Origin of the sequence: Roseivivax sp. THAF197b, from assembly GCF_009363255.1 — a bacterium.
GTDB lineage: Bacteria > Pseudomonadota > Alphaproteobacteria > Rhodobacterales > Rhodobacteraceae > Roseivivax.
On sequence record NZ_CP045318.1, the window covers coordinates 2,691,703 to 2,705,170 of the forward strand.

At 56.8% G+C, this 13,468-nt stretch carries 10 protein-coding genes and 2 pseudogenes; 5 read left to right on the forward strand and 7 right to left on the reverse strand.

The annotated features are described in order from the left end of the window. Positions 1–17 precede the first annotated feature (17 nt). Genes kdsA through FIV09_RS12900 form a run of 3 tightly spaced genes read right to left on the reverse strand, consistent with a single transcriptional unit; the run spans position 18 to position 2,583 of the window. Positions 18–839 carry a 3-deoxy-8-phosphooctulonate synthase gene (gene kdsA, locus FIV09_RS12890; protein WP_152450379.1) on the reverse strand — a complete coding sequence of 274 codons (822 nt, stop codon included), beginning with the start codon at positions 837–839 and terminating at the stop codon, positions 18–20. Beyond that, positions 836–1,627: a 3-deoxy-manno-octulosonate cytidylyltransferase gene (locus FIV09_RS12895; RefSeq protein WP_152450381.1), complete on the reverse strand. Its 792-nt coding sequence runs from the start codon at positions 1,625–1,627 to the stop codon at positions 836–838. The genes kdsA and FIV09_RS12895 overlap by 4 nt, the downstream gene beginning before the upstream one ends. Beyond that, on the reverse strand, positions 1,624–2,583 hold the full coding sequence (locus FIV09_RS12900; RefSeq protein ID WP_172975725.1) for an SIS domain-containing protein: 960 nt from the start codon (positions 2,581–2,583) through the stop codon (positions 1,624–1,626). The genes FIV09_RS12895 and FIV09_RS12900 overlap by 4 nt, the downstream gene beginning before the upstream one ends. A gap of 201 nt (positions 2,584–2,784) precedes the next feature. Between FIV09_RS12900 and FIV09_RS12905 the strand changes: the two genes are divergently transcribed. Further along, on the forward strand, positions 2,785–4,098 hold the full coding sequence (locus FIV09_RS12905; protein ID WP_152452585.1) for a UDP-glucose/GDP-mannose dehydrogenase family protein: 1,314 nt from the start codon (positions 2,785–2,787) through the stop codon (positions 4,096–4,098). A 221-nt stretch (positions 4,099–4,319) separates the two neighbouring features. On the opposite strand, the gene FIV09_RS12910 is transcribed toward FIV09_RS12905, so the two are convergent. Then, positions 4,320–5,747, reverse strand: coding sequence for a sensor histidine kinase KdpD (locus FIV09_RS12910; RefSeq protein ID WP_152450385.1), 1,428 nt, complete (start codon positions 5,745–5,747; stop codon positions 4,320–4,322). A gap of 165 nt (positions 5,748–5,912) precedes the next feature. Between FIV09_RS12910 and FIV09_RS12915 the strand changes: the two genes are divergently transcribed. Beyond that, positions 5,913–6,659 carry an acyl-homoserine-lactone synthase gene (locus FIV09_RS12915; RefSeq protein WP_152450387.1) on the forward strand — a complete coding sequence of 249 codons (747 nt, stop codon included), beginning with the start codon at positions 5,913–5,915 and terminating at the stop codon, positions 6,657–6,659. A gap of 72 nt (positions 6,660–6,731) precedes the next feature. Here the strand turns inward: FIV09_RS12915 and FIV09_RS12920 are convergent, their stop codons facing one another. After that, the gene (locus FIV09_RS12920) at positions 6,732–7,667 is read right to left on the reverse strand and encodes a PleD family two-component system response regulator (RefSeq protein ID WP_152450389.1); all 936 of its coding nucleotides are present in this window, start codon (positions 7,665–7,667) and stop codon (positions 6,732–6,734) included. Positions 7,668–8,051: 384 nt separating this feature from the next. Here FIV09_RS12920 and FIV09_RS12925 point away from each other — a divergent pair, with 384 nt between their 5' ends. Together FIV09_RS12925 and FIV09_RS12930 are read left to right on the forward strand one after the other, a co-directional pair. Continuing rightward, positions 8,052–8,420, forward strand: coding sequence for a PleD family two-component system response regulator (locus FIV09_RS12925; protein ID WP_152450391.1), 369 nt, complete (start codon positions 8,052–8,054; stop codon positions 8,418–8,420). A gap of 591 nt (positions 8,421–9,011) precedes the next feature. Then, positions 9,012–9,449 (forward strand): MarR family winged helix-turn-helix transcriptional regulator, encoded by a 438-nt coding sequence (locus FIV09_RS12930; RefSeq protein ID WP_172975727.1) that lies wholly within the window; start codon positions 9,012–9,014, stop codon positions 9,447–9,449. A gap of 127 nt (positions 9,450–9,576) precedes the next feature. Here the strand turns inward: FIV09_RS12930 and FIV09_RS12935 are convergent. Then, positions 9,577–10,652, reverse strand: a pseudogene (locus tag FIV09_RS12935) (IS3 family transposase). 584 nt (positions 10,653–11,236) lie between these two features. Between FIV09_RS12935 and FIV09_RS12940 the strand changes: the two are divergent. Then, positions 11,237–12,331: a site-specific integrase gene (locus tag FIV09_RS12940; protein ID WP_172976579.1), complete on the forward strand. Its 1,095-nt coding sequence runs from the start codon at positions 11,237–11,239 to the stop codon at positions 12,329–12,331. 373 nt (positions 12,332–12,704) lie between these two features. Here the strand turns inward: FIV09_RS12940 and FIV09_RS12945 are convergent. After that, a pseudogene (locus FIV09_RS12945) lies at positions 12,705–13,187 on the reverse strand (IS110 family transposase); the annotation flags it as partial. Between the last annotated feature and the right edge of the window lie 281 nt (positions 13,188–13,468).

The window sequence follows — 13,468 nt, forward strand, 5'->3', positions numbered from 1 at the left end:
CATTGCCACCTCGCTACCTAGAGGTGCTTGGTCAGATCGTCGATCGCCGCGAGCCCGCGTAGTAGGTCCGTAAGCTTGCCGATCTCCACCATGTTCGGCCCATCGCTTGGCGCATTGTCCGGATCCTCATGCGTCTCAATGAAGACCGCGGCACAGCCCACCGCAAGGGCCGCGCGGGCCAGCGGCTCGACGAATTCGCGCTGCCCGCCCGAGGAGCTGCCCTGCCCGCCCGGCAGCTGCACCGAATGGGTAGCGTCGAAGACGACCGGGTAGCCGGTCTTGGCCATGATCGGCAGCGACCGCATGTCCGAGACCAGCATGTTGTAGCCAAACGAGGCCCCGCGTTCGCAGAGCATCACCCGCTCATTGCCGGTCGAGGCGATCTTGGCCGCCACGTTCTCCATGTCCCAGGGCGCGAGGAACTGGCCCTTCTTGACGTTGATCGCCGCCCCCGTTTCGCCCGCGGCGAGCAACAGGTCGGTCTGGCGCGACAGGAAGGCCGGGATCTGCAGCACGTCGACCACCTCGGCCACCGGCGCGCATTGCTCCGCGCTGTGCACGTCCGTCAGGACCGGCACGCCGAATTCGGACTTGATCGCGGCAAGGATCGACAGCCCCTCCTCCATGCCGAGGCCGCGCTTGCCAGACAGCGAGGAGCGGTTGGCCTTGTCGTAGCTCGCCTTGAAGATCCAGGGGCGGCCTACCGCCTCCGCGGCGGCGGCGATCTTCTCGGCCAGCATGCGCGCGTGATCGAGGCTTTCCAATTGGCAGGGCCCCGCGATCAGGGCGAATGGGGCTGTGTTAGAGACGGTCATGTCTCCGATACGGACGTCTTTCATGCGATTCCTTCCTCTCGCAGCACCGCCTCGATCCGGGCGACATCGACGGGGTTGTTGAGCTCCCAGAAGACGCGGCCGCGCGCCTCGACCTCGACGCAGGTGACGGGCCAGCCGTTCTCCAGAAAGCGCAGCTGTTCGAGCCCTTCGGCGCGCTCGAGCGGGCCTTCGTCCCAGCCCCCATAGGCGCGCAGAGCGTCCGGGCGGTAAGCATAGACGCCCACATGATGCCAGACCTCGGGCGGGGTTTTCAGGCTGCCCACATAAGGCAGCACCTCTTTCGAGAAATAGAGCGCCGAGCCATCGCCGCGCATCACCGCGGTGGTGCCGCCGACCCGGCCTTCCTTGCGGTCGGTGACGAAGTTCGTGAGCGTCTGAGGCTCGGTGCGCAGCACGGGCGTCGCCATCCGCACGGCATTTTCCCCCTGCATGCGCGCGATCAGCGCCTCGAGAAACCAAGGCGGGGTCAAGGGCGCGTCGCCCTGCAGGTTCACCACGATCTCGGGATCGACATCGAGCTGGGCGAGCCCTTCGGCGCAGCGCTCCGTGCCGTTGCGCGCGGCGGAGGAGGTCATCAGAACCTCCGCACCGAAGTCTGTCGCGGCATCGCGAATACGGTCGTCATCGGTCAGAACGCAGACGCGGGAGACGCCGGGCACGCCTTGGGCCGCCTCCCAGCTGCGCTGGATTAGAGACGCTTTGCGCCCCGTTGCCCCGGCGAGCTCCACGAGCGGCTTTCCGGGATAGCGCGTCGAGGCATAGCGTGCGGGGATGAAGACGACGGCGCTCATGCAACACCTGCACGAAGCGCGTCGTGGATATGCACGAGCCCCTTGAGCGCGCCGCCCTCGTCCACCGCGAAGAGCGCCGAGATCTTGCGGTCGTTCATGATCCCCAGGGCCTCCACCAGCAGGGCCTCGGGCGCGATGGTCGTGGGGTTGCGCGTGGCCACATCCCCCGCCCAGCGGCCCATCAGCCCGTCGAGATTGCGTCGCAGGTCGCCATCTGTGATCACACCGGTGAGCTTGCCCTCCTCCACGAGGGCCGCCACGCCGAAGCCCTTGGCGGTCATGGTCAGGAGCGTTTCGCCCATATCCGTGTCGGGCCCGACCACCGGGAGCGCGTCGCCTTGGTGCATCACCGCGGCAACGCTGAGAAGCTGCGCGCCAAGCGTGCCGCCGGGGTGGAAGGTGCGAAAGCTTTCACGATCAAAGCCCCGCGCCTCCATCAGCGCCACAGCCAGCGCATCGCCCAGGGCCATGGTCATGGTGGTCGAGGTGGTCGGCGCCATGCGCAACGCGCAGGCCTCGGGCGCGTCGGGCAGCAGGAGCACATGATCCGCCTGCCGGGCCAGCGTGGACTCAGGGTTCCGCGTGATCGCGACCATCGGCACCCGGAAGCGGCGCGTGTGGGCGATGATATCGGCAAGCTCCTTCGTCTCGCCCGAATTCGAGATCAGGATCGCCGCATCGTCCCTGGTGATCATGCCGAGATCGCCATGGGAGGCCTCACCGGGATGGACGAATTGCGCAGGACTGCCGGTGGAGGCGAGCGTCGCTGCGATCTTCGCGGCCACATGGCCCGACTTGCCCATGCCCGAGACCACGATGCGCCCCGGGATGGCCAGGAGACTGGCGACCACCTCCTCGATCTCGGGCGAGATCTCCTCGGCCAGACGGGCAAGGGCTGCGCTTTCGGTCTCGAGGACCGCGCGGGCGATCCGCATGCTGGTGCTTGTTGCGTTCATAGCGGCCATTTGTCCTCTAGGCTCTGTTGGCCCGGGTGTATCGGGGCCGCCTCGCCCTGTCCACGGAGCCTTTTACCGGGGGCGTGGCCTATGTGCCAAAACAGGGAAATGGCTACACGCGCTTGACCGGTGTAATCGTTGACACTGAAAGCGCCCTGCCCCATTCAAAGCCGCAACAGTTTTTTAGCAGGGATTGACCCCATGAAGATTGCAATGATCGGCACCGGCTATGTGGGCTTGGTATCAGGAGTATGTTTTTCAGATTTTGGCCACGAGATCGTCTGTGTCGACAAGGATCCGCGCAAGATCGAGATGCTTGAGCGCGGCGAGGTGCCGATCTACGAGCCGGGGCTCGACAGGCTCATGGCAAAGAACGTGGAAGCCGGGCGGCTGTCCTTTACCCGCGACATCAAGGCCGCGATCAAGAATGCGGATGCGGTCTTCATCGCCGTGGGCACGCCCACGCGGCGCGGCGACGGGCATGCGGATCTGACTTATGTGATGGCCGCCGCCGAAGAGATCGCAAAGGCTGCCGACCACTACCTCGTCATCGTTACTAAATCGACTGTTCCGGTAGGCACCAATGCCAAGGTTCGCGAGGTCGTGGCCGCGGCAAACCCCGACCTTGATTTCGACGTTGCCTCGAACCCGGAATTCCTGCGTGAAGGTGCGGCGATTGACGATTTCATGAAGCCCGACCGTGTGGTTGTAGGCGTAGAGACCGATCGTGCAGCTCAAGTCATGCAGGACATTTACAAGCCACTCTACTTGCGCGACTTCCCCATCGTAGTGACAGACTTGGAATCGGCGGAAATGATCAAATACGCCGCCAACGCCTTCCTCGCCACGAAGATTACCTTCATCAACGAGATCGCGGCTTTGTGCGAAAAGGTCGGCGCGGATGTGAAACAGGTCTCCAAGGGGATGGGCCTCGACGGGCGGATCGGCAAGACCTTCCTGCATGCAGGCCCCGGCTATGGCGGCTCGTGCTTTCCGAAGGACACCAAGGCCCTGGCGCGGATTGGCCAGGATCACGCCAGCCCGATGCAAATCACCGAGGCGGTCATCAAGATCAACGACGAGGTCAAGCGGCGCATGGTCGATAAGCTCATCGACCTCGCGGACGGATCATTCAATGGAAAAACGGTCGCTGTCCTTGGCGTCACGTTTAAGCCGAACACTGACGACATGCGCGACGCGCCTTCACTTACGATTGTTCCCGCCCTTGTAGGCGGAGGAGCCAAGGTCCGCGTGGTCGACCCACAGGGTCGCCGCGAAGGCGAGGCTCTGCTTCCCGGTGTCGTGTGGGAGAGCGACCCATATGAAGCGGCCAAGGATGCCGATCTCCTGGTGATCCTGACCGAGTGGAACGAGTTCCGTGCGCTTGACTTGAAGGCTATGTCGGAAGCGATGAAAACTCCGCGGCTCGGCGATCTGCGCAACATCTACGCACCCGAGGATGCTCGCGCCGCGGGATTTGAAGCCTACGCCACAATCGGACGCGCTGGATTTTGACAGTAGGTGCGTGACGTTGTTCCCATTCCCGATGGTGTCGTCCGGCCTTGTCCATGTGGATGCGGTGGGCATGCAACGCACGTAGGGAGAGCTGACGAAGAACCAATGATGCACGGATGTGAACTCTACGTTCGTCGGTGGGTGCGATCACCCATCGACGCGCGCATTTCAAAGATTAAGCATTCTTAAAATCCGCCTATACGATTGCGCCCCCCAAAACCTCAAGCAACCCTCGAGTCCGGCTCCGCATGCGAAAGTGGTTCTTCCTCTTCATAAAGCTCTATTGAGAAAACCGTGCCCGAGCCAAGCTTGCTTTCAAAGTCGATCGAGCCTTGATGCGCTTTCATGATCTGCTTGGATATGGTCATCCCAAGACCAGTTCCCTCGTGGGCGCGAGTCGACGACGAGTTTATTTGCTGAAACTCCTCGAAGACTTTTTCTCGAGCCTCCTCGGGAATGCCTATACCATCATCTTTAATTGACAGCCTTACGAACGGCCCTTTGGTCATCATCGATATCGTCACGGCACCGCTCTCATTAGAAAACTTAACAGCATTCGAGAGGATGTTGACGATCACCTGATCGATGCGTTTGCTATCAAATCGCGCCCAGTTCACTCCGGCCCGAACATCAGAGATCAGCGAGATCCCCTTACGTTCGGCGTATGGACGAAAGGCCTCGATAGTCTCGCATACTGCGGCGCCAAAATCTTGAATGTCGAAATTATAGTCGATTTCACCCGCTTCCCCTTTTTGCAACAGCAGCAGGTCATCGACAAGATCAGCCAGTCGACGGCTGTTGCGAACAGCGACATCAAGAGGTCTTTTGAACTTCTCTGGAGGCTCCCCGAGCATGCCGGAGTTGACGATCTCAAGAGAGCCTTTGATTGAAGTCAGCGGCGTCCGGAGCTCGTGACTAACCGTCGATAAGAAACGCGATTTTGCCAGATACGCCGCCTTCGTCCGCTCGTGCTCATCTTCCAGTGCTTTGCGACCGACAAGATACTGACTGTAGCCGACCAAAAAGCTTCGGGCGCATTCGAATATGAAGCCAAGAACGAACAGAACCGTAAAGAAGTGAAGCCAAATGTCCGAAGACAGCGGCGGCCTGACCAGCCAAATATCTCTGAGCGGTATGAACAATATCGCGGCCGTATATATGGCGAGCCTGACCGCCAGCACACCCAAAAAGTGCCGATTGTTGATGCATGCGAAGACAGCGGCTGAAAACAAGATGAAATGCGCCAGGAAATGGCCGTCCCAAGGCCCTTGTAGGATCGCCAGAGAGATGGAGAAACCTGCAATCGCGAGCGCGCTGAGAACAGTTCCTGCATATATCTGGAGCATCGCCGTCTTGTTAGATTGCGAAGACCACCTTCGTGTTCTCAAAATCGACAAAAATACGCGGCCATCGAACACCTCAACAAGGCCGACAAGACAGTAAAATAGGGTGGCAACGCCCCAGTCGTAATACGCACCCGCGAGCGTGATCGCGAAGGAGTATATGATAATGCGCTGTAGAAAGAGCTGTCGGCCAACCTTTGCATAATCTCGCAGGCGCCGACGTACCGACCATAGATCGGCATCTTCGCCCTGCCGAGGCAATAGTGAACTCAGAACCGCTGCTTGATGCCGGAAATGGCTAGTCATGGTGCTGCCTGTCAATGAGTATGTGCAGTCAAAAATTCTACCAGATCAAAATTGACACAACTGAAGATTGTAGCGGGCTTGTATGGCTTCCCTTTGACGAGAAATTGACATATTCATGGCGAGACTAAGTCGAGACGTCGCAACTCATAGGTAGAGCCAAATTATATGGGACTTCAGAAATCAAGCCTCTCGGAACCACGGCGGCGCGATCTTCCCGAGTTACTACCTGCGAGCGACGCTCACGATCAGCGCCGCAAGACGACCTCTCAAAGCGACCAGGGCAACGCGCTTCAGCAAACGCTGTCTCACCTGTACCCGAAACGCCTTCGCACAGCCGAGCTGTCTATTCATACGCAAGCCCGGTATGGAGACCTCTACCCTGAGTTTTTAAGGGCAAGAAAGCGGGTCTTCATAGATCAAAAGGGATGGAATCTCCCAAACGTTGATGGGATGGAGTTCGATCAGTACGACACCCCTCAGAGCGTCTCCATCGCCATCCATGATTTCGGTCAGGTGCTTGCAGGCATTCGATTACTGCCCACAACCGCTAAGTGTGGCTGCTACAGTTACATGTTGAGAGATGCCCAGCGCGGTCTGCTAACGGATATTCCCGCGCACGTTCTTTATGAGAGTGCTCCTGTAGCGGATCACGTATGGGAAGCCACTCGTCTCTTCGTGTCATCAGACGTACCTGCCGAGCGTCGCAGTGTTGTTCAGGCGCAGCTAATGATTGAAATGGCCTCGATAGCTGTTCGCCACGGTGCCTCCCACGTCATCGGGATAGTTCCGGCTGTCTTTCGCCGGTGGATGGGAAGGCTGGGCCTCAGTGCGTTACCTCTCGGCCCCCAATTGGTTATCGATGGCGACAAAACCCAGGCTGCCGTCATGCACGTCGCAAAGTTTGCACAGTAGGCAAAGCCGTGAATTGAACGGACATGCTTTCACGATATCTCAAAAGGGCGCGCGGCAAACTCCGGAGCTGCCTCACCAGTCTGTCAGCTGTTCCGCCTCTGGCTTCTCACTCATTTGACGAACTGACTTTAAAGTTCGCCGCAGCCGAACGACACGCTCTGATTTGGGTACGTGCTTGGGAGGCCCTGAAGACGCTATGACAACATGCGGCCGTGCCTGTGTGTCTCGTGGTATATTTCGGAAGGCTTGGTTGATCGAGGCTCCCAGTCGCCGATGGGACAGCAGCTTGTTGGTCGCTATGACGATACTCAGTATACCATTGCCATGATGTGACATCATGAATGGCTTATTTTGCAGGGCCCCAGCAGCGGCCTTGCCAACTTTTCCCATGACGTTCTGAAATTTTTCACGCGATAGCTGCGCATGCAAGTTCGGGGCGTTTGTTACCTTCAAGCCCAGAAAGGTCATCTGTGTGAACATCGGCAGATCCATCAACCGATAGGTCATGTCTTGTAGATTGAAGAAGTTCGAAACCCCCTTCAACGGGAATGCCTCGGACACACGTCCTTGAGCAATGTTACAAAGCTCAGAGGGAACGAGAAAGGGCTTCGACATCCTCTCATGTGGCATTAGAAGCCTACGTACTTCCGCGAGCTCGATCCGCATGATCACTTCAGGGCCTTCGAAGGGTTTGACCACGTAATCGCTCGCGCCGGCCATGATAGCACGCTCCAAATAATTGCGATGGTCAAGGCGTGTCACCATGATGATCGGAGTCTGATCATATTCCGGATATTCCCGGATCCTCTTGCACAGCTCGATGCCATCCATTCCTGGCATCCGGATGTCGAGCAAGAAGCACTCGAAAGGATCCTCGGATTCCTCAAGAAGCTGCAACGCCTCCTCGCTTGAGGAGGTAAGCTCAAAATCGTTGTACGGTGAGTTCGAGAGCGCCAGACCTAGGAGGTCCAGGATGATCGGATCGTCATCAACTGCGAGGATGCGCATAAGAGACCTGTATATTCTAGTTTCTGGCCGCTTCTACTTACAGTTGAACTTGTTCAAAAGTTGGCGACAAGATGACGATTACAGGTTCCAAATACGTTCATTCGGCAGCTCAAGGACAATCCTAGATGCAGATGATTCTAGCAGCCACCAAGCCGACGTTGCGGGTCACAGATTGAACATTGCCAAGGCCATCTTCGAAGGTCATGTTGAGGTTCTCACGTTGATAGGTGAACCGAGAGAGACTTTGCATTTAGCAGCAGCCTTCCAGCCTCGAAACACCAAGCACCAAAGATAGCATGATCATGATGTTGACGATGAGATATGTGAAGTTGACCAACTGGCTCGCACCGGTCTTCAGATCGCTCTGCATTTGGGACGAAAAATATGTATAGAATACTTCATGTCGAGGATGACGATGACATTCGTGAAATATGTCGAATTAGCTTCGATTTCGCGGGGCTAACTGACGTCGTACAATGCCATGATGCTTTCTCGGCCCTTGAGGTATGCGACGACCATGAACCAGACCTCTTACTTCTCGACCAAATGATGCCTGGCATGAATGGGATGGAGTTGTTGGCCGAACTGCGAAAGAAGCCGGCCTACCAAGATGTTCCCGCGGTTTTCTTCTCAGCTCTGTCCCAAGAAAGCGAACGGGACGAAATGATGCGGTCCGGAGCAATCGATATCATCTCCAAGCCCTTTGACCCGATGACACTGGGGGAAAAGATCTGGAAATTCTTCGAAACCTAGAAAGCCTCCAGTGGATAGGTACGGAAGAAAATCCTTGAGCTCAAATTAAAAACATAAACCCCAAGCTATTCAAGACAACAGTCTGCCAATTATAAAATTTTGTCACGCGATCACCTTGCGCCAACTTCTTGTAAATAAATCAAATTATTTCTTGCATATCTTCATCTGCAACAACAGCTATTTAGCGGTAGAATCAGAGAAAATAACTTGCCCTTATAAAAAGGATGACCCCGAATACCGAAATCAATCTCGCAGAACCTCATTATGAACGAGGGTTGGAAAGGGGGAGATCAATAGATCTGGCAGGTTTTCTCCATAGACTTTAAGCTTAAGCTCACCTTTAGAGATGTTTAATTCGATGATCTGCGCTTAATTTTCTGAATTACCACAAATGGTTGACCAATTTTTATTGGAGCTAAACAGCAAATACTGCGACACTTACACCAAGTTGAAATAGAAGAGTGAGACCACTCAAACACATTCACCAAAGACTTCAAGTTTCGTTATATCTCAACTACCATCTGTTATTATTTCAAGATTTTCTACATACGCTTAAGATGTAAGAATGAACTTAGCATGTCAGGTCATACTATGCCCGAGAAGTCGAATTTATTCCATCCTATTCTGTATGCTGCAGTAGCGCTGGAAGAGCGGCTGCGCGAACGCCTTGCACCGCTTGGTATCACGCCTAGGCAAGCTCGCATCCTTTTAAAGCTGGATAGACTAGGAACCGTGTCTCAGAACGTGCTTGCAGAGGAATTTCAAGTCAGGGCCGCAAGCATGAGCACGATGACTGCACGATTGATTGCAAATGGTTTTGTGACCCGGCAGATAAGTGCTTCGGACAAACGTGCCAACGCGATTGAGCTGACGGACAAGGGTCGAAACCTCCTGACGGAGGTGCGCCGGGTATGGCGTGACATCAATATAATCATCGAGCAGGCCTTGGGCACCGAAGTTGCCCGCACCCATAGCAAACAAGCAATAAATCTTATTAATGGTCTGAATAGGTCCGCATCGACTAAATGACCCCTCTCAACCCGACGCAAACTCGCTAACTCAAATCCCTGAAACAGCGAGAAACATTAAAACCATGCATTAAGTGCCACTGTACTTGAAAAATCGGCCCTCTGACCTGCCCCCTTGGGTCCCTCGTTCATAAAGAGAGTCTGCGGATTTGAGATTGGTAGTCTGGCAGGTCGTTCCGGGCAAGCGCGCCGGGCTTGGAGCCGTCAAATTGGCCAAGCGTCCGGCGGGCGTCCTCCAGTGTGTCAAAGATCTCCTCATTCAAAAGCTCGTCGCGTAGGCTGCCGTTGAATGACTCAATGAAGGCGTTCTGCTGCGGCGTGCCGGGGTCGATGTAATGCCAGGGCGCCCCGTTATTGTCGGTCCACTTCAGGATGGCGCGGCTGGTGAACTCGGTGCCATTATATCTGACGACGCAAGCGGGCTTTCCGTAGATCCGCACCAGCGCTTCCAACTCACGGGCGACACGGGCGCCCTAGATGCTGGTGTCGGCGGTCAGGCACAAGTTCTCCCGGCAGCAATCGTCGATCACCGCCAGAATGCGGAACTTGCGCGAGGCGCCGACGAAGTCGGCCAGAAAGTTGAGCGACCAGCGGGCATTGGGATGCGCCGCCTCAGGCATCGGCGTTCGTGACCCCCGGGCTCGCTTGCGCCCGCGCCGTCGCTTCACCGACAGTCCCTTTTTTCGGTAGAGCCGATAAAGCTTCTTGTGGTTCATGAGTATGCCCTTGCGCTCGAGCAAGATACCAATCCGGCGATAATCGAACCGGCGCCGCTTCCCGGCGATCCCCTTCATCTCCTCGCGGATCTCGGTGCAGTCCTGCGGGCGTGTGCGCCGGACTGTTTTTGGATCGACACCAAGAAGCTAGCAGGCCCGGCGCTGCGAGATATCATGATCACGCATTGCCCTGAGCGCCGCCTCTCGCCGCCCGGTCAATGTCGCCAGTTCTTTCCCAGCAGATCCTTCAGGACGACATTGTCGAGCATGGTGTCGGCCAGCAGGCGCTCGAGCTTGGCGTTCTCGTCTTCCAGCGCTTTCAGCCTGGCGGCCGCGGAAGCCTCCATGCCGCCATTCTTAGACTTTAGCTTGTAGAACGTCACCGGACTCGGGCCGTGCCTACGGCACACCTCCGCAGTTGGCATCCCAGCCTCCCGCTCTTTGATCATCCCGATTATCTGCGCATCGATGAAACGGCTCTTCCTCATTTGTCTGCTCCTTCACGTTTAAGCAGACACTACATCAGACTGTGGGATGTCCGGGGGTGGGCAGGTTAAAAGGAGAACATGCTGGGTCCCCCGGGCGTTTGCAGCGAGTAAACAACGACCAAGCAGCCGGTCCTGTTACACTAGTTTCTCCACATTGCAGCAAGGAGGACGCAATGCCAACTTCGGACCAGGTCCCAGACTGCGTGCCCGATGCGGCGAAAGGCAGAGTGCTCGCCTGCCCGTTTCGGGAGCAGCATCTAATCGAGGCCCTAGAGTTTCGCGAGTCTGCCTACTTTCACACCCTGCTTGTTGGGCGGCACATCGGCGTACATCGACCCGATGGGAGAATCTGCAACTGGACAGCCCGCATACTAACCACTGACAAGAGATACATTCAGAAGTGCCTGGGACCCGCACTACCGCTGGGTCGCGGTCAGGTCAGTTACCTCCTTGCAATCGAGCGGGCGTTTGACTGGTTCGAAACCCCTGAAGTCAAATCCATCGCCCATGGAACGAGGCCCGCCGAACGCACAAAGGAGCTCTCCGTTTGCCCAATCGGGGAGACCTACACAGTAGGACATGCCTTGAAGGATTATACTGAGTGGACGCGGATCGCTCGTTCTCCGGGAGGCCACTACAACAACCTGATCCTTATGAATTATCACATCGTGCCGGACTTCTCCTCAATCCCGCTGGATGAGTTCAGCGCCAAGCATCTGGTCCGCCTCGCACGCCAAGTTCTCGAACGACCTCCAAGGTTTGGGTTCATGGATTACTCGCGCACGGCTGATTCGCGCGAGCTTACCGTAGATGAGGTAAGGTGCAGAAAGCGCACCTTCAATTCGCTGGTGTCGATCATGCGGATGGCCTTTCAACATGCCTGGGACAATGGACAGATCGATACCGAACGCCCTTGGCGCTGCCTGAAACGCATGCCGGTGACGCACAGTCCTCGCACAATCTTCCTCACCCGCGAGGAATGCAGACGACTTCTCACCAACTGCACGCCAGCCCTGCGGCTGCTGGTCTTGGCCGGACTCTACACTGGTTGTCGAGTGGGGGAACTCGCCAAGCTTCGGGTTGAAGATGTGGGCGATCAGGGTTTTGGCATTCGCATCGCGGCCTTCAAACGCAGCCCCGCACGATTTGTGTTCTTGCCCGACGAAGGCATGGCCTTCTTTCTGAAGTGCTGCGAAGGCAAGGCGCGACGCGAGCCGGTGTTTACTTCAGACATGGGTTTGAACTGGCGCAAGCAGCACACGTCTCTTTTCCGCAGAGCCGTCTCAAGATCAGGGCTACCTAAAAGCTTCGTTTTCCACGGACTGCGACACACCTACGCAAGCGACCTTGTTCGTGCTGGCGTCCCGCTAGAAGTCATCGCGAAGCAACTTGGTCACGCCAACACCATTACGGTCAGCAACACCTACGGACACTTGGCAGACCATTTTCGCGAAGACCAAATACGAACCCGCTTCACACCACTCGACCAAGCTCTGTACAACGAAGCGTTGGAGCGGAAGCAACAATTGGGTGAGCTTTGGAAAGCTGTTCAACCAGATGACTGGCGAGACTACGGAGCAATACCCAGCGTGTCTTCCCATCCTCCGCGAACCTACGTGAACACCCACAAGGACATCCTCGAAGTGTTTGGGCGAGCAGAGAAAGATGCACTCTCTTAATTTCAACTATTCTTTCAAATCGCAACAGATGCTGCGATCGATCCGGATTGGCTCCAAGCTTCCGTCGCTTTGTCGGCGAAACAGAGACAAAATGGCGTCCGCTTGACCTGATGCTGTGGACGGCCCCTGCGGTGCAAGAGGTTTCTGGCGGCAATACGCACCGGTCGGGTGCATCCTTGTGTCCTGCCTGTTCGCGCAGCACGACATGGCTGCTGGCCCTGATGAAGTCCGCGGATCGGGTCCCTGATCAGGTCAACGCGCTCGAAGCGCTCTGCTCCCCTGGGTTTGGCCGATCACCGGTCTGACCGGTTTGTCATCACCACTCAGCCCTCTCTCACCATCCTGTCGCCAGATTTCGGCGGTTCGGTGAACTCTATGCGGTGTACGCTTCCTTTCGTGTCATGACGGCCCACGCGATTCGAGCAGACTTGTTTGCCAAGCCGACATTCGCTACACGTACCGTCTTTTGCTCGAGCGATGCCGCCAGTCAGGGCTGTCGGCTTAGGTCTTTACGGACCATACGAACGACAGCGGTCGCTCCGACAACCAACAATCTTCGAAGGTAGCCGTCGCCTTGTTTGCTGATGCCGCCCAAACGATCCGTGCCGCCAGAGCTGTTGGATCGCGGCGTCAGATCGAGCCAAGCTGCAAATTGTCGGCCTGATCTGAACTGGCCCGGGTCGGGAACAGCTGCGGCGATGGCGGAGGCGGTTATCGGACTGATACCGGGTATCGTGGCAAGACGACGGCTCGTTTCATCGGCCCCATGCCAGGCAAGTATTTTCTCCTCCAGGTGATCGATCTGTCGCTGGAGTGTGTCCAACTGTGTGACAATCGGGAACAGAGCCGGTTGCGCTTCCTGCCTCGGTCCCATCATCGCCAATCCTCCCACCCATCGGTGGAATTGAATCAGCACCATAGCCCTCGATCAAGCGCGGGTTTTTCAACGGAATAAGCCCAAACCTATCAGTAGCCTTTAGCCGCACGTCGCGGCTAAGCCACGCCAAATCAACCTTCCCAGTTCAACGCCGCGGTTGAAGCCTACGAGCGCTGTGTTGCCGCTCTGACGGCGTGCGTGGTCGTAGCGCAGCCATAACGATTCTGTCCTATAGTACTTGCCCCATTCCCTCGAATAAA

What these genes read in the sequence shown, in the direction of transcription:
- FIV09_RS12930 (WP_172975727.1), top strand. Translation starts at nt 9,012, where the DNA reads ATGCCCGAGAAGTCGAATTTATTCCATCCTATTCTGTATGCTGCAGTA.
- FIV09_RS12905 (WP_152452585.1), top strand. Translation starts at nt 2,785, where the DNA reads ATGAAGATTGCAATGATCGGCACCGGCTATGTGGGCTTGGTATCAGGA.
- FIV09_RS12895 (WP_152450381.1), bottom strand. Translation starts at nt 1,627, where the DNA reads ATGAGCGCCGTCGTCTTCATCCCCGCACGCTATGCCTCGACGCGCTAT.
- FIV09_RS12920 (WP_152450389.1), bottom strand. Translation starts at nt 7,667, where the DNA reads ATGCGCATCCTCGCAGTTGATGACGATCCGATCATCCTGGACCTCCTA.
- kdsA (WP_152450379.1), bottom strand. Translation starts at nt 839, where the DNA reads ATGAAAGACGTCCGTATCGGAGACATGACCGTCTCTAACACAGCCCCA.
- FIV09_RS12910 (WP_152450385.1), bottom strand. Translation starts at nt 5,747, where the DNA reads ATGACTAGCCATTTCCGGCATCAAGCAGCGGTTCTGAGTTCACTATTG.
- FIV09_RS12915 (WP_152450387.1), top strand. Translation starts at nt 5,913, where the DNA reads ATGGGACTTCAGAAATCAAGCCTCTCGGAACCACGGCGGCGCGATCTT.
- FIV09_RS12900 (WP_172975725.1), bottom strand. Translation starts at nt 2,583, where the DNA reads ATGAACGCAACAAGCACCAGCATGCGGATCGCCCGCGCGGTCCTCGAG.
- FIV09_RS12925 (WP_152450391.1), top strand. Translation starts at nt 8,052, where the DNA reads ATGTATAGAATACTTCATGTCGAGGATGACGATGACATTCGTGAAATA.